Origin of the sequence: Phytoactinopolyspora halotolerans, assembly GCF_010550675.1 — a bacterium.
GTDB lineage: Bacteria > Actinomycetota > Actinomycetes > Jiangellales > Jiangellaceae > Phytoactinopolyspora > Phytoactinopolyspora halotolerans.
In genome coordinates this window covers 1-19,554 of sequence record NZ_JAAGOA010000039.1, presented here as the reverse complement: position 1 = coordinate 19,554, position 19,554 = coordinate 1, and the positions used below count along the sequence as shown (strand labels likewise).

At 66.4% G+C, this 19,554-nt stretch carries 20 protein-coding genes and 1 pseudogene; 10 read left to right on the top strand and 11 right to left on the bottom strand.

The features are described 5' to 3' along the window. The first annotated feature begins 27 nt into the window (after positions 1-27). The 3 genes from G1H10_RS31330 to G1H10_RS31320 all read left to right on the top strand — a co-directional run bounded on the left by G1H10_RS31330 (position 28) and on the right by G1H10_RS31320 (position 4,954). Positions 28-462 (top strand): MmcQ/YjbR family DNA-binding protein, encoded by a 435-nt coding sequence (locus G1H10_RS31330; RefSeq protein ID WP_163745214.1) that lies wholly within the window; start codon positions 28-30, stop codon positions 460-462. Positions 463-679: 217 nt separating this feature from the next. After that, positions 680-1,066 carry a VOC family protein gene (locus G1H10_RS31325; RefSeq protein ID WP_163745213.1) on the top strand — a complete coding sequence of 129 codons (387 nt, stop codon included), beginning with the start codon at positions 680-682 and terminating at the stop codon, positions 1,064-1,066. Positions 1,067-1,345: 279 nt separating this feature from the next. Continuing rightward, positions 1,346-4,954: a S8 family serine peptidase gene (locus G1H10_RS31320; RefSeq protein ID WP_163745212.1), complete on the top strand. Its 3,609-nt coding sequence runs from the start codon at positions 1,346-1,348 to the stop codon at positions 4,952-4,954. Positions 4,955-4,987: 33 nt separating this feature from the next. Here the strand turns inward: G1H10_RS31320 and G1H10_RS31315 are convergent, their stop codons facing one another. Then, on the bottom strand, positions 4,988-5,467 hold the full coding sequence (locus G1H10_RS31315) for a UPF0158 family protein (RefSeq protein WP_163745211.1): 480 nt from the start codon (positions 5,465-5,467) through the stop codon (positions 4,988-4,990). A 210-nt stretch (positions 5,468-5,677) separates the two neighbouring features. Between G1H10_RS31315 and G1H10_RS31310 the strand changes: the two genes are divergently transcribed. Next, positions 5,678-6,049 (top strand): PH domain-containing protein, encoded by a 372-nt coding sequence (locus tag G1H10_RS31310; RefSeq protein ID WP_163745210.1) that lies wholly within the window; start codon positions 5,678-5,680, stop codon positions 6,047-6,049. Positions 6,050-6,106: 57 nt separating this feature from the next. On the opposite strand, the gene G1H10_RS31305 is transcribed toward G1H10_RS31310, so the two are convergent. The 4 genes and pseudogenes from G1H10_RS31305 to G1H10_RS31290 all read right to left on the bottom strand — a co-directional run bounded on the left by G1H10_RS31305 (position 6,107) and on the right by G1H10_RS31290 (position 10,528). Beyond that, complete coding sequence (locus G1H10_RS31305; protein WP_163745209.1) at positions 6,107-6,367, bottom strand: hypothetical protein; 261 nt, start codon at positions 6,365-6,367, stop codon at positions 6,107-6,109. 1,852 nt (positions 6,368-8,219) lie between these two features. Next, positions 8,220-8,438 (bottom strand): annotated as a pseudogene (locus G1H10_RS35230) (inositol monophosphatase family protein); the annotation flags it as partial. Positions 8,439-8,611: 173 nt separating this feature from the next. Next, on the bottom strand, positions 8,612-9,784 hold the full coding sequence (locus tag G1H10_RS31295) for a hypothetical protein (RefSeq protein ID WP_163745208.1): 1,173 nt from the start codon (positions 9,782-9,784) through the stop codon (positions 8,612-8,614). Between the two features lie 204 nt (positions 9,785-9,988). After that, on the bottom strand, positions 9,989-10,528 hold the full coding sequence (locus G1H10_RS31290; protein WP_163745207.1) for an arsinothricin resistance N-acetyltransferase ArsN1 family B: 540 nt from the start codon (positions 10,526-10,528) through the stop codon (positions 9,989-9,991). A gap of 40 nt (positions 10,529-10,568) precedes the next feature. On the opposite strand from G1H10_RS31290, the gene G1H10_RS31285 reads away from it, so the two are divergent. Further along, positions 10,569-11,135, top strand: a complete 567-nt coding sequence (locus G1H10_RS31285) for a helix-turn-helix domain-containing protein (protein WP_216853852.1) — start codon at positions 10,569-10,571, stop codon at positions 11,133-11,135. Between the two features lie 136 nt (positions 11,136-11,271). Here G1H10_RS31285 and G1H10_RS31280 read toward each other — a convergent pair whose 3' ends face one another. Both G1H10_RS31280 and G1H10_RS34885 read right to left on the bottom strand, forming a co-directional pair. Then, positions 11,272-11,607: a HepT-like ribonuclease domain-containing protein gene (locus G1H10_RS31280; RefSeq protein WP_163745205.1), complete on the bottom strand. Its 336-nt coding sequence runs from the start codon at positions 11,605-11,607 to the stop codon at positions 11,272-11,274. Further along, the gene (locus G1H10_RS34885) at positions 11,604-12,125 is read right to left on the bottom strand and encodes a helix-turn-helix domain-containing protein (protein ID WP_216853851.1); all 522 of its coding nucleotides are present in this window, start codon (positions 12,123-12,125) and stop codon (positions 11,604-11,606) included. Before G1H10_RS34885 ends, G1H10_RS31280 begins: the two co-directional genes overlap by 4 nt. 359 nt (positions 12,126-12,484) lie before the next feature. Here G1H10_RS34885 and G1H10_RS31270 point away from each other — a divergent pair, with 359 nt between their 5' ends. Further along, a complete protein-coding gene (locus tag G1H10_RS31270; RefSeq protein ID WP_163745204.1) occupies positions 12,485-13,174 on the top strand; it encodes a glyoxalase superfamily protein in 690 nt (229 codons plus the stop codon). A 417-nt stretch (positions 13,175-13,591) separates the two neighbouring features. On the opposite strand, the gene G1H10_RS31265 is transcribed toward G1H10_RS31270, so the two are convergent. Beyond that, entirely contained in the window at positions 13,592-14,197 is a 606-nt protein-coding gene (locus G1H10_RS31265) for a helix-turn-helix domain-containing protein (protein ID WP_163745203.1), read from the bottom strand. Positions 14,198-14,292: 95 nt separating this feature from the next. Between G1H10_RS31265 and G1H10_RS31260 the strand changes: the two genes are divergently transcribed. After that, on the top strand, positions 14,293-14,931 hold the full coding sequence (locus G1H10_RS31260) for a class I SAM-dependent methyltransferase (protein WP_163745202.1): 639 nt from the start codon (positions 14,293-14,295) through the stop codon (positions 14,929-14,931). Between the two features lie 28 nt (positions 14,932-14,959). Here G1H10_RS31260 and G1H10_RS31255 read toward each other — a convergent pair whose 3' ends face one another. Both G1H10_RS31255 and G1H10_RS31250 read right to left on the bottom strand, forming a co-directional pair. Next, positions 14,960-15,550: a DinB family protein gene (locus G1H10_RS31255; protein ID WP_163745201.1), complete on the bottom strand. Its 591-nt coding sequence runs from the start codon at positions 15,548-15,550 to the stop codon at positions 14,960-14,962. A 150-nt stretch (positions 15,551-15,700) separates the two neighbouring features. Beyond that, positions 15,701-16,156 carry a winged helix-turn-helix transcriptional regulator gene (locus G1H10_RS31250; protein ID WP_163745200.1) on the bottom strand — a complete coding sequence of 152 codons (456 nt, stop codon included), beginning with the start codon at positions 16,154-16,156 and terminating at the stop codon, positions 15,701-15,703. Positions 16,157-16,238: 82 nt separating this feature from the next. Between G1H10_RS31250 and G1H10_RS31245 the strand changes: the two genes are divergently transcribed. Beyond that, on the top strand, positions 16,239-17,420 hold the full coding sequence (locus G1H10_RS31245; RefSeq protein ID WP_216853850.1) for an MFS transporter: 1,182 nt from the start codon (positions 16,239-16,241) through the stop codon (positions 17,418-17,420). 47 nt (positions 17,421-17,467) lie between these two features. On the opposite strand, the gene G1H10_RS31240 is transcribed toward G1H10_RS31245, so the two are convergent. Further along, positions 17,468-18,346, bottom strand: coding sequence for a helix-turn-helix transcriptional regulator (locus G1H10_RS31240; RefSeq protein WP_163745198.1), 879 nt, complete (start codon positions 18,344-18,346; stop codon positions 17,468-17,470). Between the two features lie 34 nt (positions 18,347-18,380). Here G1H10_RS31240 and G1H10_RS31235 point away from each other — a divergent pair, with 34 nt between their 5' ends. After that, positions 18,381-18,686, top strand: a complete 306-nt coding sequence (locus G1H10_RS31235; RefSeq protein WP_216853849.1) for a putative quinol monooxygenase — start codon at positions 18,381-18,383, stop codon at positions 18,684-18,686. Between the two features lie 145 nt (positions 18,687-18,831). Continuing rightward, a complete protein-coding gene (locus G1H10_RS31230) occupies positions 18,832-19,149 on the top strand; it encodes a putative quinol monooxygenase (RefSeq protein WP_163745196.1) in 318 nt (105 codons plus the stop codon). The last annotated feature ends 405 nt before the right edge of the window (positions 19,150-19,554 follow it).

Here is a 19,554-nt window from a genome sequence, read left to right as displayed (position 1 = left end):
GTCGGGTGGCTCGCCTACGATGTGGGCATGACCGTCGACGCAGATCGGCCCGCACGCGTCGAGGATGTGCATGACCTGGCCATGGCCATGCCGCACGTCACGGTCGATCACGGAACCGGCGACAACCCGGTCTACCAGGTCGGGCAGAAGTCGTTCATCTTCTTCCGCAACCCACGGCCGGACGCGGTCGATCCGGAGACGGGGGAGCGGTACCAGGATGTGATCGTCTTCTGGGTGGCGTCCGAGGACGACAAGCAGGCGCTGGTCCAAGACGAAGCCACGCCGTACTTCACGACGCCGCATTTCTACGGTCACCGGTCGGTGCTGTTGCGCGCGAGCCGCATCGGCGAACTCACGCTGCGGGAGCTCGCCGAGCTCGTACAGGATGCGTGGCTGTCGCGCGCGTCGAAGCGCCGTGCGCAGCAATGGCTCAAGGATCATCCGCCGGCTCAGCCGTCGTGAGAGATCGTGTGGTGATCACCACACGATCTTTCGCGTTCACGGCCACCACGCCCACAGGCTGAGCGTTGGACGTTCGTGCATGTCAGGGCCAAATGGACCATTGGTCCATGTCGCGGATCGAGATGTTCGCACTTGTACCGTTTCCTCCGGAGGCAGGTCCGCGTAGCTTGGCAGAAGCGGGCACCTGGACGGGCGGAGGACTTGGAGGAGTGCTTTGATGGCGATCGAGCTGAACCACACGATCGTGAAGTCGCGGGACAAGAAGGAGTCCGCCGAGTTTGTGGCGGGTATCCTCGGCCTGCAGGTCGGCGCGCCGTTCGGTCCGTTCCTTCCGGTGGAGACCAGCAACGGCGTGACGTTGGACTTCATGGACAGCGACGACGATGAGATCGTCGCACAGCATTACGCGTTCCTCGTCTCCGAGTCGGAGTTCGACGAGATCTTCGCCCGGATCCAGCGCGCCGGCATCACCTACTTCGCCGACCCGGCACACCGCCGCCCCGGCGAGATCAACCACAACGACGGCGGCCGCGGCGCCTACTTCGACGACCCGAACGGCCACAACCTGGAGATCATCACCCGTCCCTACGGCAGCGGTGCATAGCCTCCGGGGACAGATGGCTTCAGCGTTCCGGTCGGCTGCCGTACGAGCATGCATTGTGGTCGTGGTGACGACCACGATGTCTTCGTTTCGCTCACGGGTATGGTTTCCGGCCGCCGGTACGGCTAGGTTACTTCTGTCTACGTAGCCGCGTACGCAGGGGGCTTGGCGTGCGCGCGGCGGGTGGGCGGGGGCCACGACGTGTCGAGGGGCGGCACGCGGCCTCGCTGAATGCGAGGGGACAACGTGAAAACAGGGTGTGGGCGGGCGGTCGCCGGTGCGGTGACCGCCCTTCTTGCTGTAAGCGCCGCCGCGTCGATGATGGTGGGTACCGCGGCCTCGGCGCCGGCAACGGGCACGGACGGCGCGGGCGTCGTCGCCGGCCCGGCCACGACGGTGACGCTGATCACCGGCGACCGCGTCGTCCTGGACGCGGACGGGAAGGTTCGCACGGTCCGCCCGGCAGCGGGCCGGGAGCACATGTCGTTCACCACCCGCACGGTGGAGGAACAGACGTGGGTGGTGCCGGCCGACGCCCGGATGATGCTGGCCCGTGGCGAACTGGACCGGCGGCTGTTCGACGTGTCGGAGCTGGTCGAGTCCGGCTACGACGACGAGCGCCGGGACGATCTGCCGGTGATCGTGACCCATGCCGATGCGGGTGGGGAACGCACGGTCGCGGCGGCGGCCGGGGCCGACGTGGCCGACCGGCTGCCGAGTGCGAGCTCGACCGCGGTCGAGGTGGAGCGCGACGAGGCATCCGCGTTCTGGGACGACATCACCGACCACGACGGCAGCGACGACGACGGCGACGACAACGGCCGCGCCGACGGTACGGCGGCGCGGACGCTCGCACCGGGCATCGAGAAGGTGTGGCTCGACGGCGTCGTGCGAGCGTCGCTGGACACCAGCGTGCCGCAGATCGGTGCGCCCACCGCGTGGGATGCCGGCCTGGACGGCTCCGGCACCACCATCGCGATCCTGGATACCGGCATCGACGACACGCACCCGGACTTGACCGGCCGGGTCGCCGCGGCCAGGAACTTCTCGGACGCGAGAGACACGGTGGATAGGTTCGGTCACGGAACACACGTGGCGTCGATCGCGGCGGGAAACGGCGAGCGCTACCGCGGTGTCGCACCCGGCGCACAGCTACTCAACGGCAAGGTCCTCGACGACGAGGGCTGGGGGAACGAGTCGGACATTGTCGCGGCGATGCAGTGGGCGGTCGACCAGGGTGCCGACGTCGTCAACCTGAGCCTGGGCGGCGAGGACACCCCCGACGTTGACCCGGTGGAGCAGGCGATCGAGTACCTGTCGGAGCAGACGGGAACGCTGTTCGTCGTGGCCGCCGGCAATTTCGGCCCCTACGCGCACAGCGTCGACAGCCCGGGTTCGGCCCCGTCAGCGCTCACCGTGGGCGCCGTGGACAAACGCGACGTCATCGCGGAGTTCTCCGCGCGGGGCGCCGCGGCTGACGGCTCACTCAAACCCGACGTCACTGCACCCGGGGTGGAGATCACCGCGGCCCGGGCGGTGCAGAGCGAGGGAAGCGGCTCATACATCGCGTATGACGGCACGTCGATGGCGACGCCGCACGTCGCGGGGGCGGCCGCGATCCTGGCGCAGCAGCATCCGGACTGGGACGGGGAACAGATCAAAGCGGTCTTGGCGGCGTCGGCTACGCCAGGCGAAGTCTCGTCGTACGCACAAGGGGCAGGCCGGGTCGACGTCGCCCGCGCCGTCGAGCAGACCGTGACGACGACGCCCGCGGCCGTGGACTTCGGGATCCACGAATACCCGCACGAGCAGGAACCGGCGACGCAAGAGCTGACCTACCGCAATGCGGGCGACGAGCCGGTCGAACTCGACCTGTCCGTCTCCGCGTACGGGCTGGACGGCAAACCTGCACCGGAGGGCATGTTCACGCTGGACACGACCGAGGTGACGGTCCCGGCCGGCGGTGAGGCCGGCGTGACGGTCACCGTCGACACCCGCGTGGAAGGTCCACACGGCGTCATCGGTGGCACTGTCACGGCCGCCGACGCGGAGACGGATACGACGGTGAGCACGGCGGTCGGCGTCTGGAAACAGGCTCCGTGGTACGACCTGACTCTGACGTTCCTGGACCCGGACGGCCGGCCCACGACGGAAGCGGCTGCCGACCTGATCGGGCTGGACTCGGAGTTGTGGGAGTTCGCGTTCCCGGAGGAGCACGGCAGCACCACCCTGCGGGTGCCGGAAGGCACATACAACCTGACCGGCGACTACTTCGGCGGCGGTGGGGAGCGGTACACGCTTCTCCTCAACCCGATGTTCGACCTCACCGGCGACACCGAGATCGTGCTGGACGCGCGTAAGGCCGAACCGTTCGACATCTCTATGCCAAACTCCGACGCCGAACCTGCTTGGAGCTTCTATTCGTACACCGTGGAAACCGAAACCACGAGCCTCGAAGTATTCACTCCCTTCTTCACGGGGCCGAACGACATCGCCATCGCCGATCTCGGCCCGGTGTTGTCAGATGATCAGCTATCCGCGGAGCTTCTCGGCGTGTGGAATACCGGAGCTTCGAGTGATTCGCCACCTTCGAACGATTCCCCGGAGTGGTATCACGCGGGCTGGCGCGGCACCGGAACGCTTCTGGCCGGGATGCGCCAGGCACCGTCGAGGAATGACTTCGCGGTGATCGACTCCGTGGTGGGACATACCTCCGAGCGGATGGGCGGGGCCATCACGGGCTGGATGCACGAAGACGCGTACTCCTACTGGACCTTCCCATGGGATCTGGAATTGCCGGCTGAAGCCGAGAACCTCGTCCTCGGCGACGGCTTCCTCTGGTCCTTCGGTGCGACACAGTTCGAAGAGGACGGCGGGTACGACGGGGACACGCTCGTCCAGTCGGTGCCGCGCGAATACTCGGCCGGCGAGACGCTGGAGAGGACGTACAACGTCGGCGTGTTCGGGCCTACCCTGAGTAAGCCGCATCCGCTGTCTGAGCCCGGAGCGTTCCGGTGGGGCGAGCATGTGTGGGCGATGGTGCCGACGTTCGGCGACGGCTCTGGTAATCCTGGGTACTCCCGCTACAACGACGCGCGGAGCACGCTGCGCTTCAACGGTGACGAGATCGCGGCGATCGACGGGCCGCTGGACGGATTTTTCGAGGAGGTGTACCTGGGGCCGGCGCCGACGGACGCGGGACGGTTCGAGCTGAGTACCGACGTGTCCCGGCCGCGCGAGGTGTCAACGGTCAGCAACCGGGTCCAGGTGACGTGGGGCTTCGACGCCGAGGCATCCAGCGAGGAAGACATCCAGGAGTTGCCTCTGTCGGTAGTGCGCTTCACGCCCGAGTTGTCGCCCAGGAGCACGACGCCGGCGGGGGAGGAGCTGAGAGTGCCGTTCGTCGTCGAGGGGGCCGGCGAGGGCAACGTCGAGGAGTTGACCGTCGACGTCTCGTTCGACGAAGGCGGCACGTGGCAGCCGGTGGAGATCGTCGACGGGGAGCGGTTCGTCGTCGACCATCCCGACGAGCCGGGCAGCGTCTCGCTGCGGGTGAACCTGACCGATGGGGACGGCAACACGCTGGAGCAGGTGATCGAGCGGGCCTACCTCACTGTAAAGCCCGAGCCCGAGCCTACCGAGCCACCCGAGCCGACTCCGACTCCGACGCTCGAGCCGACTCCGACGCCGGAACCGAGCCCGACGCCTGAGCCGGAACCCACGAGCGAGCCGCAGCCGACCGAGCCGCCGGGGGCGCCGCCGAAGCTGCCGGACACCGGCGCGGACGCCTGGTGGTGGGCACTGGCCGGCATGGCGCTCATCGTCGGCGGCGCAGCGACCCTCGCGGCCGGTGGGCGCGATCGCGGTAAACGACATACAGTGCGGTCGTGATCGCGACCGCAATGTCGTTCGCTTGCGGATGGGTTATGGCACGGCGGGGTCGGGATGCTCGTGCAGGAAGCGGGTAGCCGCTTCTTCGGCGATGAGTGAGTTGTCGGCGAGCCACTCGACGGCTCGACGTTCTGCCCGGCCGTCGCGGAACGCGTGCCAGGCGTCCAGCAGGTGCGGATACTCCTCGTGCAGTTCGCGTCTGAATCTCCGGAAGGCGCCGTTGCCGTCGAGGGCGCGAACCAGCCTGCGCTGCGCCTGTTCGTCGCTGACCTGTTCGGTGAAGTCGACCATGTCCTGGTACCAGATGTACGAAGGCAACGGGTCGATGCCGATGAGGTCCAGCTCGTCCAGCTCGTCGAGGTCGACAGGGTTCTCGCCATCGATGCCGGTATCAGAGGTCCAGAACACGATCTCCCCGGTCTCAGGGTTGATCAGCCACCGGTGTTCGTCGTAGGTCTGATCCTGCAGCGCCGTGGCGATCTCGCCCAGGTCATAGCGATTCAGCTCGTGCATGCGACCACCGTAGCCGGTGCCTGCCATGACGAAGGAAGTGCATCGTGGTCGTGATCGCGACCGCAGTGTCGTTCGCTCGCGCCGTCCACGGTTGGCGCCGGTCGGGATCGCCAGGGGAGATGTGTCGAGGGTCTGAGGCACGATGAGGGTCGTCCAAGCGCCACCGGAGCACGTGCGCTCTGGTTGAACCGTCGTCGAAGGAGAGAGTTCGTGGAGACCGCAGCCATCACGTCGTGGACCTTGGTCCAGGAGATTCCGATTCCCGATGACGTCAACGAATTGCTCATCGACGGCGAGCAGGCCGTTGCCGCATACAAGACGTTCCGCGACAGCGCGGTCTTCACGACCAAGCGGCTCATCGTCCGGGACGCCCAGGGCATGACCGGCAAGAAGGTCGAGATCTACTCACTTCCGTACAGCTCGATCAATATGTGGTCGTCGGAGAATGCGGGCAAGCTGTTCGACGTCAACGCGGAGCTGGAACTGTGGACTCGGGCGGGCCACATCAAGGTGAAGCTCGACAAGAAGGTGGACATCCGCCGGCTCGACAAGATACTTGCGTGGGCGGTCCTGAAGGGGTGAGGTGTCCCTCGGGTTGACTTCCGCTGATTTCGTGTGCCCCGACGCCTGTCTTCGCCGCTACGACGCACGGTGCGGGTGGGCTCGGGATACGGCGGCGCGGACGTGGTCGGCGAGGGCGGGCAGGCCCTCTCGGTGGCCGAAGTGCCAGTCCCACCACGTGCTGCAGCGCACGGTCAGGGCGACGTGATGACCCAGGGCGAACCGCGTCTCGGCGCGCAGCCGACCGTCGCGTCGCGCCTGGATACGTAGCAGGGTGCGACCGTCGCTCAGGCAGACTGTCTCCGATTCCGATGCGAAGCCCCATCCCGTAATCCGCATCAAAGAAGGCCATTTCTCCCTGCCACAGCGCGGAAGTTGTCACTCGTGCGCAGGAGGCCCGAACGTACACCTCATGCCTGAAACGTACACCTCATGATGGCGTCGAAACGGCGCGTAGTCCGCGGTTGCCGATCCTGCAAACCACGGTCATGACACGGCTGAGCCGGTGATGCTCGTGCAGGAAGTGGGTAGCCGTCGCCTGCCGCAGCGAAGGGAAATGAATCGTGGTCGTGATCGCGACCACGATGTCGTTCGTTCGCGGAGCGTCGCGCGCCGCATCTTGGCGTACCGGGGCCCTCCGGCGGAGCTGCCCTCGCGATCGTCGAACCGCATTGCAGGATCGGATAGGTCGGCGGCCTGATGATCGCGGCGAGAGGGCTTGCCAAAGGGGTGTACAACGGTACGAAAGTCGCATATCGTCCGCTTGGTTGCAAGAACAACGTAGTCAACAGCTCGCGGGGGGCAGCTGTGACCGAGAACTATGCGACAGACGCCAGAATCGAGGTCGACGACGCAGGAGCCGTCACCCTCTTCATCGGAGATAGTCCTGACCCAGTCGTAGAAGCCACGACCAACGTCGCCGTCATCCGTGTGTTGATGGACCGGGCGCGAGACAGCGAACATGCCCTGACGGTGGCCACGGTCTATCCCAGCGGGTACCGGACGGTCCATCGCTTCGCGCCCGATGAGACCGTTGTGGCGATGTCCGGAGCGTCGCTGCCGGAGGTTCCCGATGTCCCGGCACCGGCGGACGGGCCTTCCATCGCCGAGGCGGACGCCGCGGGCATAGCGGCCGCCGGAAATGTGGCCTCTGGCAATGGGGTCGCTGGGCGCTCGATTGCAGCCGTGATGCCTGCGCTGGTCAGGAGGTGGGTACCTGCGCACAGTCCGTCCAGGATCATGCGCTTTGCTGCTGTTATCGCGCTGCCGATGGTTGTGACCGGGTCTGCTTCTCTGCTGCCTTCACAGCCAGGGAACGAAGCGGCTCTCGGGATCGCGTTTCCGGGTGATCCGTCGGCGGCCATCGCCGGAGTCGCGCCCGCTGCTGAAGGCATGCGCGCTTCTGAAGGCGTGCCTATACCGGATGGCGGTTCCGATCCTGAGGACGCGCCCGGAGACGCTCCCACTCAAGATGTCGCCCGGTCGTCGTCGGCCACGTCTGGTGGGGCATCCGCCGGCGTCCCGACTGGAGCGTCCGACGACGAGACGTCCGGTGGAACGACGTCGCCGGACCCGGGCTTGAACGCGCCGGAACAGGAACGGACATCACCAGAGGACCAGGACGATACGCGCAAGCGGCCGCCAGGGCCGGAGTCGCCTGAACGGGAACCAGAAGAGCAGGAACCGGAGCCTTCGCCTGATCCGGAGCCGGAGCCTGACCCAGATCCGGAGCCGGAGCCTTCGCCTGAACCGGAACCGGAGCCTTCGCCGGAGCCTGAGCCGGAGCCTTCGCCTGAACCATCACCGGAGCCAGAGCCCGAACCCGAGTCGCCCTGCCTGGGTTTGCTAGGGCTCGAGCTTTGCCTGGACTTGCTGGGCTAGATCTGAACCGTTCGCTGCAGACAGACGCCCTAAGCGTAGGCGCGCGTACGAGTGAGCGAGGTGCGCGCTCGGGGTGGATTGGCTTTCAACCGGAGCTGTCCAGCGAGGCGAGGTGATTTATCGCACTCTGCACACACACGAGGTGACGCTCGTCAACGAGCATGCATCGCGGTCGTGATCGTGACCGCAACGTCGTTCCGTCACCTGCAGTGCATGGTGTGTCGTACGTGGTCGACTCCGGACACGCCCACTGAAGGTCGTGCGTAGACAGCGCAAGGGCAGCGGCGGCGGCGCGACGGCAGCCCTATTCATCCGTGACGTAGGCTGCGCGTCGACCAGCCGCCACCCACGCGACGGCCCAAGACGTCGATACGACGCGCGGCTGGAAACGGTCGACGAACGCCGAGTCGGCAAGCATCTGAACCGCGCGGAACCGACCGCCGTTCGGAAACGGCGGGTCGAGATTGACGTCGATCAGGCGCGAACTCGACGACGGAGTGAGCTGCTCGTCGGCCCCGGCCCGGCGGACACGATAGTCGGCCTCATGGATCGTTTCTTAGTGGAAAGAATGACCGGGCGCGACGTGGCGATTTCGGCTTCCCAAGGTGATTCCCCAGATCCATCGGCGCATCGGAGACGATCGTCCGGTCGTCGGCATGAGCGTGATAAAGCCGGCTTCGGGGTCGGGCGGGCTGTGGCGAATCATCCGGCCATAAGGTCGTGGAAGCTGTTGTGCAGCATGACGGCCAGTTCCGGCGTGGTCTGCAGATGCAGGTATGCCGAGTCTTGCCCGTCGTGCTGGAGCGTGCGCGAGATGTCGGGCATCATCGCGCGGCTGAGCACCATGTATTCGTCGATGATATCCGCGAGCGTCGGACTCCATACGAGCCGCAGCACCACGCCGTCAGACGTGGCCGTTGCGTGCTCGGTGTTCTCGCGTATCACGTCGACCAGTTCGTGATACCGGAGGAGCTCGCTGTCGTCGTGGCCGCCGATGCGGTCCAGCAACGGGAAGTCATGCGGCCGGATGGGAATGCGGGCCAGCGGACGTACCGTGTGCCGGCTGCACCACTCGGGTGAGGGCGAGCCGCCGGGGAACAGGGGTTGCCGCTCGAACGTGTCCCGGGGTAGCAGGTAGAGCCAGCCGTCGCTCAACGGTGGGTCGGCAAGTTGGCGATGGTTGAGCGAGAAGTAGTACGCAGGCAAGCGAACGCCGTCTGGCCGGACGTGCTCCTCGGCGCCGCTGCGGATCGATCCGCGCACCCTGCTTCGATCGATGATGGAGAACCACATCGCCCAGAGACCTGCGTGTGTCGCATATACGGCCGCCAGGTTGCCTCGCCCGGCCTGGTTGTTGATCTCGTACGACGTGCGCCGAGGTGCCAGCGCCTCGATGTCTCCGTTCTGCGACCCGTGGAACAGGACCGTGTCTTGCTGCGTGAGCCAGTGGACCCAGGCACCGACGTCGATGCCGGCGACGGGCTCGACGACGGCACCGTTCGCGGAGAGGGTGTCGTGCAGCATCGCCCGATACGAGGCTTCGGTCGCTGGATCCACATCCGGTGGAGGCATCAGGTGCGTCATGACCGGTGATACGGGGGAGTCGTCGTTCCAGCGCGGGAAGCTGAGAACGTCGCCAACGATCAGTCTGTCCGTACCGTCGTCGTCGAGCACGCGGATTGTGGTGCCGTCGAGGTGGCCGCCCCGGAGGATCCCTGCCGCGGGGTCTGCGGCATCGTGGACGAGGCGCGGGGAGAACTCCTCGGGTATGCCCAAGATGGTGACGATGACCTCGTCGCCGCGACGGACAACGTCGATCGCCCGGCCGGAGACAGACCAGCGGCCGAGGAACCTGTCGATCGCCCCGGACGGCATGGGCATAGTGTACGGATGGCCGCCCGGGCTCGTCAGCTCGTGCTCACCCATATCTCGCCACAGTGCCGGTCCGATGCCTCTTCTCGTGTGGCTGGAGACTAATGGATCGCCGTGATGTGTGACGGAGAGGCCAGATGCCCCAAGAAGCGCGCGTTCGAGAAGATCAATCGCACTGGTGACAGCCCGCGGTCGTGGATCGAAAGGTCAAACAACGGTCCCGTTGGTGGGTCGTGGCGGGCCGTCGGTGGTGGGGAGGGTCTTCTGGGTCCAGGCGACGTCGCGCCACTGGCCGTACTTCCAACCGACCTGGCGGTAGGTTCCGACAGGCTCGAAGCCGAGGGCGCGGTGGAGTCCGGCGCTGGCGTCGTTGGGGAGGGTCATACCGGCCAGGGCCTGCCGATAGCCCAGATCCGTCAGTCGATCCAGTAGCGCCTGGTACAACGTGCGGCCGACGCCCTTGCGGTGACGGCCGAGTTCGAGGTAAATGCTCGTCGTGCAGGACCACCGGTACGCGGCGCGCGCGGAGAAGGTCGTGGCGTACGCATAGCCGATGGTGCGGCCGGCGTCCTCGGCCACGAGCCAGGCGTGATCCTTGTTGGCGGCGGTGATGCGCTCGGCCATCTCGTCGGCGGTCGGCGGCTCGAGCTCGAAGCTGATCGCCGTGTCGGTCACATATGGTGCATAGATCGCCGCGCAGGCCGCTGCGTCGTCCTCGGTGGCATCGCGGATCACCAGGTCCATCATGGCTCATATAGTAGCCATAATGGACGCTATAGTGACAAGCGTGAGTGACGACGATCTCAACACACGGCTTGCGGCGACGGTCCATCACACGCGGACGGCGCGCGGCCTGTCGGTGAGCGTGCTGGCCGAACGTTCCGGCGTCTCGAGGGCGATGATCGGCAAGATCGAGCGCGGCGACGTGCAACCTACGGCGGCACTGCTGGCGAGGCTGGCTGCCGCGCTGGAGCTCACGCTGTCTGAGCTCATCGCGCACGCCGAGGGCAACGGCCGTCGTCTGGCTCGTGCGGATGAGCAGCCGGTGTGGAGCGATCCCGACAGCGGCTACCGGCGACGTGCGGTGTCGCCGCCGGGCAACGGCCCGCTGGAGTTGGTTGAGGTGGAGCTGCCGCCGGGGACGCACCTCGCCATGATCGCCGACACGCACGCGTCCATCCATCGGCAGCTGTGGATGCTCGAGGGGCATCTTGAACTCCATGAAGACGACGATGTCCACCACCTCGGTCCCGGCGATTGTCTCCAGCTCGGTGACCCGGCGTCGCGCACGTTCATCAACTCGACGCCGAAGCCCTGCCGCTACCTCGTCGCACTCTGCAAACACCCGAGGTGATGCTCGTCAACAGGCATGCATCGCGGTCGTGATCGCGACCGCAACTTCGTTCCGTCGCCGGCAGTGCCTGGTGCGTCGTGCGCGGTCAACTCCGGACATGCCCACCGAAAGGTCGTGCGTCGACAGCGCGACTGTCCTAGTCATCGTCGACGTGGGCCTGGAGCCGCTGCACGGCTTGCTCGAGTTCGGGTAGATCGTGTTCCACTGTCGCTTGAAGGATGGCGTGTGACGTGTCGAAGTAATGATGGGCTAGGCGATCGCGCATTCCCGCGACCTCAGACCAGGGAACCCCGGGTTCGTGTTCGAGCAAGTCGTTCGGTAGTGCCTTGACTGCCTCACCTATTTCGATGAGCCGTACACGTACAGCGTCGAAGATCAATCCGTCGCTGAGGTCGCCTCTGTTCACATGCTGGCGGATGGTGTCGATGGCCGTTGTGATGTCGTACAGGCGTTGCTGGTCGCGGCGAGTCATAGGAGGACCAAGTCCCGCTCGACGTCTGCCCGCACACCTGGTTTCAGATCGCTAGCCGGCACGATGTCGACGGGTGCGTCGAGGATGGCTTCGAGGTCTCGTCGCAGTCTGGCCAGGGTGAACAGGCTGGTGCCCGGGGAGAAATCAGCGAGCAGGTCAACGTCGCTGCTCTCAGACTCCTCACCTCGTGCCACGCTGCCGAAGAGACGTAAGTTCGACGCCCCGTACTTCGCCGCCGCCTTTCGTAGTTCAGCGCGGTGCGCATGAACCTTGCTGGCCAAGGGGCCAGATGATTGGTGCAGTGGCGCTTCGCGGGGACGTAGAACCAGGTCGATGTCGTGGCCCGTGGCTTCGATCAGCCGCGCGAGGGTTGGCAACGCCGGCTGGCGCTGTCCGGATTCGTAGGCGCTCACCACGCTCTGCGTCACGCCGGCCCGACGAGCCAACTCCATTTGAGACAAGTTGGCCCTCCTGCGAGCCTCGCGAAGTATCGTCCCGGCGTAATGAACGGTGTCCACGCACTCGACTATAGCGGATTGTAGATATAGGCTCCAGGGGCGGGCGACATGCGTTCAGTCCGGGCGAGTACCACAAGGGCAGCCCGTCTTCGGAGCTGATGCTGCTCCTCCATGTGCTGCTCCTGCGGTGGTGGTGGGTGATGTGATCGGGAACCGAGATGGCCGAACTCGATGCCGCCACCGACAGCGCGGCGCGGTCCGCGGAACCGGGGAAAGGACGGCGCTCACGCGGTCGGGGGCCAATTCGCTGTGGTAATCTCAACGTCGCAGGCGCGGGTTCAGACCCGGTCGTAGGGCGCAGCGGCGCAGCAAGCCGAAAGGGCAAGGCCCACCTACTTCAAGACCGAAGAGGGAGCGCCATGCCCAAACTCGAAACCTACAAGAAGCAGGCGAAACTGCTCGTTCGCTGGCACCGCGAAGGGAACTTCTCGATTGGCGGTCGCATCCGACAGCTCGCGCGCTATCGCACGTTGTCCGACCGCGAAACACTCGCGCTGAAGTTTCCCCTCACCGAAGCCCAAGAGATCATCGCCCTCGAAGCGGGCTGCGCCAGCTGGGCCGAACTCAAGGCGAGCACGGAAGCGGGCCTGCCCACCAGCGAGCAGCCGGAGACTCAGGACACGGCAGTCGCGAGTGCCAAACCGGTGCTGTACGTCGCCGACGTCGATGCCTCGGCCACTTTCTATCGGGACCAGCTCGGCTTCCGGATCGACTTCTTGCACGGCAACCCGCCGTTCTACGGATCGGTGTCGCGCGACGGCGCGACCTTGCACCTGAAGTTCGTACACGAGCCGGTGTTCGCGGCCGGTGCCGCGGAACGAGAAGGGCTCATCATGGCGTTCGTAGATACGCCGAACGTACGCGAACTTTACAGGGAGTATCGGGCCGCTGGCGCCGAGATCGTGCAGAAGCTGACCAAACAAGCGTGGGGCGGCACCGACTTCATCGTGCGCGACCCGGACGGCAACGCGATCGCGTTCGTCGAGACAGCGCGCAGCGGCAGGGGTCTGGGCGTGGGGCGCGTTGCCGCACCAGTCGATGCGGAGTAGGCGAGACGTTATCGTCGTCGCTTCGCATCTGGACTTGTCATATCGAGAGCCTGCCGTGCGTACTCGACCTCTGCTCCCACAGGACACCGCAGTCGCCATGCCGACGCTCCGTAGGTCACAGATCAGCGTTGAGAAGTTGTGCGCCGAGTCGTACGGTCCACGTACGCGCCATGGCCTCGGAGCAAGAAGGGTAGCGCCATCTTCCAGGGCCCAGGGAATCTCATGATCGATCTTTGTGCTCCTGTATCGAACGCGTAAGACGTAGAACGGCAGGCACGCGGAAGTGCGATGGATGACCGACGACGGACGAACGCCCAGATTCGTGGTGATGACAGGGCTTCCCGGTACGGCAAGCCGACGCTCCCAGCGCCCGACTGTCCCACGCGCATGTCGTGAGGAATGCAGGCCCGGCAACCCCTAGCTCTCCTGGTAGCGAAGGCGGCTTTTCGGCGCTGCGCGGAGATGTGCGCGTTCGCCTTGGCGTCCGATGAGGCTCAGGAACTCGACGGGGCCGGCGCTGGTGGCTCCGAACCAGTGCGGGGTGCGAGTGTCGAACTCCGCAGCCTCGCCGGGTTTGAGGAGAAGGTCATGCTCGCCGAGGACCAGGCGCAGCGTGCCGTTGAGGACGTAGGCCCAGTCGTAGCCCTCATGGGTACGCAGGTCGGGCTCAGCGTCGTCGTGGCCTGCCGGTAGGACGAACTTGTAGGCCTGAATGCCGCCGGGCCTACGGGTCAACGGCAGGACGGTGGATCCGTCGCTGTAGGTGATCGGGCGCAGGTGGATGCGGGGGTTGCCGGTGGGCGGTGCGTCGACGAGTTCGTCCAAGGTCACCCCATAGGCCCGGGCGAGCGGCAGGAGCTGCTCGAGCGTGGGGCGCCGCAGACCGGCCTCGAGGCGGGAGAGAGTGCTGGTGGAGATGCCCGTCTCTTCGGCGAGGTCGGTCAGGGTGATCTCGCGTTGCTGTCGTAGCCGCTTCAGCCGCGATCCGACGGCATCGAGCGTGCGGTCGATTGCGTCCTCCATGTGCCCAGTTTGCCATTCGGCAACAGACTTTGCCGATTCGTCGTCGGGCTCGTCACTATCACGGGAGCCGGCAACACCAACGGAAGGACGACGAGATGACGCACGCGTTCGACAAGGACTACTGGGACGAGCACTGGCAGCGGCGCGACACCGACGGCCCGGGATCGATGAGCGGCAACCCGCCCAACCCGTACCTGGCGCGGGAGACGGGGGAGCTGCTGCCGGGCACGGCGCTGGATGCGGGATGCGGCGCGGGTGCGGAGGCGATCTGGCTCGCCTCGAGTGGCTGGCAGGTCACGGCCGTCGACATCTCGGCTCAGGCGCTGGCTCGCGCTGCTCAGCGTGCAGCGGCCGACGGGGTCGGCGATCGCGTCCAGTGGATCGAGGCGGACTTGAGCGCCTGGAATCCGGATACGCGGTTTGACCTGGTCACCACGCACTACGCGCACCCGGCGATGCCGCAGCTGGAGTTCTACGACCGCATCGCCGCATGGGTGGCGCCCGGCGGCACCCTGCTGATCGTCGGGCACCTACACGCCCACGCTCCCGAGCCCGGCCATGGGCCCCATCCGCCCGCTGAGGCGTCGGTCACCGCGGCTGCCATCACCGCACGCCTGGACGACGCCGTATGGAAGGTCGTCACCGCCGAGGAGGCCACGCGTACGCTCGCGGGCCCTGGGGGCCACGCCGTCTCGCTCCACGACGTCGTCGTACGCGCCGCCCGACGCACGTAGGCTCGCGTACCGGAACAGTGGGCTGTGCCTAGGGCCGGCCGGCTTCCTGCGCGACGCGTTCGAGGCGGTCGCGGTAGCTGTCCCACCACGCCTCGTCTCCCGCCGGCATGTTCTCGTTGCCCTGGCGCATCCCGGCGGCTCCGTCGATGAGCTCGCGGACGATGTCGGCGTGGCCGGCGTGGCGGTTGGTCTCGGCGATGACGTGGATCAGAACGCGGTGCAACGTCACCTCCCGACGGTCCTCCGGCCACCACGGCACGCTGCCGATCGCGTCGAGGGGGAGGTCGGCGATCGTGGCGTCGGCGTGTTCCCACACCCGGTGGTACAGCGCGACGATCTGCTCGCGCGACTCGGTGGCGGCGGCCCACATGTCGGCATTGGGTTCGGCGTCGTCGTCCATCCAGGGCAGCGGTTCGGGAAATGGCCGGTCGAAGACATGGCCGAAATAGCCGGACTCGACACCGGCGAGGTGCTTCACCAGGCCCAGCAGGTTGGTGCCCGTCGGCGTCAGCGGGCGTCGGACGTCGTATTCCGACAGTCCCTCGAGTTTCCACAGCAGCGCTTCGCGGGCTACCTGCAGGTATCGGTGCAGGTCCGCCTTCGGATCAGTACGCGTCATGGGAGAAGCCTGCCATCCGCGCCCGGCGACTCCTCATCGAGGCGGAGAACTCCCGCGGGTGCGCTGAGGCAGCGACTCGCCTGGCGGCGAAGATGGCGTGTCGATCGAGCAGCGCGAAGAGGACGCGGCCGGCGCTACCGGGCATCCGGTCTACCCCCCTCGAAGGACAGCGGTCGTATCGACGGTAGCGGTGGCGCCGTCGACGTCGGTGGGACGTAGCCGGGCAAGCGGGACTCCACTTTCGCTGACGAGAACAGAGTGCGCCTCGTGTGGGGCGAACGCATGCCGTTCGCCCCATTGGCGCATCGCCACGATGACGGTGAAAAGGTCACGTCCCGCGTCGGTGAGTGCGTAGACCTGTCGACGTCCCGATGGCGCGGTTTGTCGTTCGAGGATGCCGCGTTCCACCAAGCGCCGGAGGCGGTCGGTGAGGATATTGCGCGCGATCCCGGTGCGGTGCTGAAAATCGGTGAATGATCGCGCACCGTCCATGGCGTCGCGGACGATCAGCAGACTCCACTTGTCTCCGACCAGGTCGAGCGTGCGCGCGACGGGGCATGTGGAGTCGGTCCAGTTCACGTCACCGATGGGAGCGGCCGCGGTCATCACCCCTCCTGAGGAGTTGCGGATTGAAACCATTCTGCCGTACGGTCAGGTCAGTTGCAAAATGCTACTGATTGGGGTGTCGGTGAGTCTCACATTCGGCCGAAGGCTGCTGCTCGCAACGATCTGTGCGGTCGCCGTCGCGACGATCTATGTCGCGCAGCCGGTGGCCGCCCAGATCGGCCGCGACCTGGGTGTGCCGGAAGCCGGACTGGGATTGATCGTGGCGGTAGGACAGGCCGGCTACCTGATCGGCCTGGTCTTCCTCGTGCCGCTGGGAGACCTGCTGGATCGGCGCATGCTCATCGCGGGCCACTTGCTCGTCGCCGCAGCCGGCATGGTTGTGGCAGCGGCGGCAAGCCGACTCGGGCTCCTGCTGGTAGGGCTCGCCGTCGCCGGTCTGTTCGCGGTCGTCGTCCAGACCACCGTCGCCTTCGCCGCCGACCTCGCGGCCCCGACCGATCGGGGCCGCACGATCGGAGTCGTCACCTCCGGCGTCATCATCGGCATTCTCGGAGCGCGCGTGGTGGCCGGAAGCCTCGCCGCGCTCTGGGGATGGCGAAGCATCTACGCAGCACTCGCCGCGCTCCTCGTCGTGCTCACGCTCTTCGTCGTCAAGTTGCTGCCGGCCGACCGTCGGCGCGTACATGCGACCTACGGTGAGGTGCTGGCGTCGCTCGGCCACCTCCTTCGCGAGCGCCTGTTCCTCTCGCGCGGGCTGATCGCGTTCTTCCTGTTCGCCTCCTTCGGCACGCTGTGGAGCGGGCTGGCGCTACCGCTTGCCGCCGAACCGTGGCACCTGGGCACTGCGCAGATCGGCCTCTTCGGAATCGCCGGGCTTGCCGGTGCTCTGGGCGCGGCACGAGCGGGGCGATGGGCCGACGCCGGTCGCGCCGAACGCGTCACGCGGGGCGCGCTCCTGCTGCTGGCGGCGTCGTGGTTGGCGACCGGACAGGCGACGTGGTCGCTGTGGATGGTCGTCGTCGGTGTCATCGTCCTCGATTTCGCAGTCCAGGCGGTGCACGTCAGCAACCAGCACTTGCTCACCGCAGCGTACGCGCGTCGGACGAGCAGCGTCGTCGGCGGTTATATGCTCTTCTACTCGCTAGGCTCCGCCCTTGGCGCAACCGTCACCACGACGGTGTACTCCATCGCCGGGTGGACGGGATCGGCGATTCTCGGGGCGGCCTTCGCCCTGTGCGCGCTCCTCATGTGGGCGGGCGGACGGCGTGCGGTTGCGCAGCCGACGACGGACGTCCTGACGTGATCACAGACCACGCCACCTCGATCGGCTGCGATCTCCGTGGGGCACTTCTAGGCGGCGGCGTAGGTGACCAGTCGCTGGTCTGGATTCGCAGGTGAGAGCAGTGTGTCGTACTGATAGACGACGGCGTGGCCGGTGTCGCGCCGGATGCGCTTGGTGCCGCTGGACTTCTCGCGGACCTGATGGTCGGCCCACCGGGCCGCGAAGTCCGGGCTGCGCGTGCTCAACGCATGCACCAGTTGCTGCACGTCGGGCAGCTCGAGGTGGCGAGCGACCGAGGCGCGGAAGTTCGCGACGGTCTCTGATGCGACGTCGGCCCAGTCGACGTAGCGGTCTCGCAGCGCCGGGTCGAGGAATGTGAGCTCGACCAGATTCCGGCTGCCTGCCGGGTACTGGTCGAACGGCACGAGCAGCTCGTGCAGCGCATGGTTCGACGCCAGCACGTCCCACTTCCGCCCGAGCACCATGGCTGGAACGTCGTCGGGTAGCGCGGTGAGGGTCCGCTGCAGGCTGGCATCCGGCGTCTCTCTCGGTGCCGCGGAGAGCGGTGGACGTTCGGCTCTGGCCAGCGCATACAGGTGCGCGCGCTCGTCGGCGGTCAGCCTGAGCGCCCTGCTCAAGGCATCGAGGACCGACGACGACGGACGTTCGGCACGCCCCTGTTCGAGGCGGATGTACCAGTCGACGCTGACGCCGGCCAGCATGGCCACCTCTTCGCGGCGCAGGCCAGGCGTCCGTCGTCGTCGGGTCGACTCCGGCTCGGCCAGGCCGACGTCGGTCGGGCGGAGGGCCGCGCGTCGCCGGGTGAGAAAGTCGGCGAGCTCGGTTCGGCGCTCCAGCGCTACCGTCGGAAAGGTGGTACCGCCGGTCCCAGGAAGTTCTCGGCTCTTTTTCCGGTGATCGTCCCGATCGATGCTGGAAGCGGTCACAGATCAAACCTCAAGATCCATAGGAGTCACTCGCGTGTACCACATCGCAGTCTACTTTGACGTGCCCTCGGAACGGCGTGAAGAATTCATCGCGGCGGCGCTCGAGGACGGCCGGAACTCGGCGAAGGACGAGCCCGGCACCGTGCGGTTCGAACTGATCGAAGACGCCGAACAGGCGAACCGTTTCTACCTGAATGAAGCGTACGAGGACGCCGACGCCTTCGATGTCCATGTGAAAGGCCCGCATTTCGCCCGCTTCTTCGAGATCATCGAGGAATTCGCCGACGGCCCGACGTGGCTGATCAAGGGGAATCGCATCGAGGACTCGGTGCGGGCCTGATCAACGACGCACGTCACATCTGCTGCCCGGCAGCGTCGTGAGCCCGGCGCCTCCGTCGGCGACGAGTCGCGACGGGCCGCGACGGGCCGGGACAAAAGCGCGACGCATGGCACATCCGAACTCCATATACATAAGGAGGATGCTTATGAGTGAATTCACGCTCATCGCCGAGTTCAAGGCGAAACGAGGGGAGAGCGACCGTCTGGTCCGTGAGCTCACCGCGATGGTCGAGCCGTCGCTGGCCGAGGACGGGTGCCTGGCGTATCGGCCCTTCGTCGACGCCGCTGATCCGAGCCAGATGATCATCATCGAGCAGTGGACGGATCAGGCCGCGCTCGATCGGCACTTTGAGACTCCGCACTTCACGCGCGTCGCGGGCGTGCTTGATGAGGTGCTCGAGCGCCCGTTCACGCTTACCCGGCTGATTGCGGAGCAGGAGGCCGCGGCTGAGAGTAGCCGGTGATGCTGTAGCTGAACGGTGACTTCTCGGTGCGGCCGTGGCGTGGCCGTTGTCCGGCTCCCGGGGCGGCGGCCACGACCCATGGCACGCTGGAGGGCTCCACATGTCGGACATTCCGCCCCGCCCAGCAGTCGCTCGGCGTGCCATGCACAGGCGCCCGGCGTGCCATGGCACGTTGCGTACCGTTCCTCCAGTCCAACGTCGCACGCATAGGACCCGGACAAAACCGGGCAAACAAATATTCCGGCAGTGCAGTGTTCCGATGCCCGTTGATCCGTACGGCTAGTACTCCAGCCGTAGATCGTGATCTTCATATTCGACCCGCTGTTCGGCGTTGATAGTGGCAGTGCCGGGATCTGTGCTGGTGTCTGCGGCGCCAGGTTGACCAGCGCATACAGCGCATCCGGT

What these genes read in the sequence shown, in the direction of transcription:
- G1H10_RS31265 (WP_163745203.1), bottom strand. Translation starts at nt 14,197, where the DNA reads ATGGAGGACGCAATCGACCGCACGCTCGATGCCGTCGGATCGCGGCTG.
- G1H10_RS31250 (WP_163745200.1), bottom strand. Translation starts at nt 16,156, where the DNA reads ATGACCGCGGCCGCTCCCATCGGTGACGTGAACTGGACCGACTCCACA.
- G1H10_RS31255 (WP_163745201.1), bottom strand. Translation starts at nt 15,550, where the DNA reads ATGACGCGTACTGATCCGAAGGCGGACCTGCACCGATACCTGCAGGTA.
- G1H10_RS31305 (WP_163745209.1), bottom strand. Translation starts at nt 6,367, where the DNA reads ATGCGGATTACGGGATGGGGCTTCGCATCGGAATCGGAGACAGTCTGC.
- G1H10_RS31270 (WP_163745204.1), top strand. Translation starts at nt 12,485, where the DNA reads ATGCCCAAACTCGAAACCTACAAGAAGCAGGCGAAACTGCTCGTTCGC.
- G1H10_RS31290 (WP_163745207.1), bottom strand. Translation starts at nt 10,528, where the DNA reads ATGATGGACCTGGTGATCCGCGATGCCACCGAGGACGACGCAGCGGCC.
- G1H10_RS31325 (WP_163745213.1), top strand. Translation starts at nt 680, where the DNA reads ATGGCGATCGAGCTGAACCACACGATCGTGAAGTCGCGGGACAAGAAG.
- G1H10_RS31295 (WP_163745208.1), bottom strand. Translation starts at nt 9,784, where the DNA reads ATGCCGTCCGGGGCGATCGACAGGTTCCTCGGCCGCTGGTCTGTCTCC.
- G1H10_RS31280 (WP_163745205.1), bottom strand. Translation starts at nt 11,607, where the DNA reads ATGACTCGCCGCGACCAGCAACGCCTGTACGACATCACAACGGCCATC.
- G1H10_RS31330 (WP_163745214.1), top strand. Translation starts at nt 28, where the DNA reads ATGACCGTCGACGCAGATCGGCCCGCACGCGTCGAGGATGTGCATGAC.
- G1H10_RS31260 (WP_163745202.1), top strand. Translation starts at nt 14,293, where the DNA reads ATGACGCACGCGTTCGACAAGGACTACTGGGACGAGCACTGGCAGCGG.
- G1H10_RS31230 (WP_163745196.1), top strand. Translation starts at nt 18,832, where the DNA reads ATGAGTGAATTCACGCTCATCGCCGAGTTCAAGGCGAAACGAGGGGAG.
- G1H10_RS31315 (WP_163745211.1), bottom strand. Translation starts at nt 5,467, where the DNA reads ATGCACGAGCTGAATCGCTATGACCTGGGCGAGATCGCCACGGCGCTG.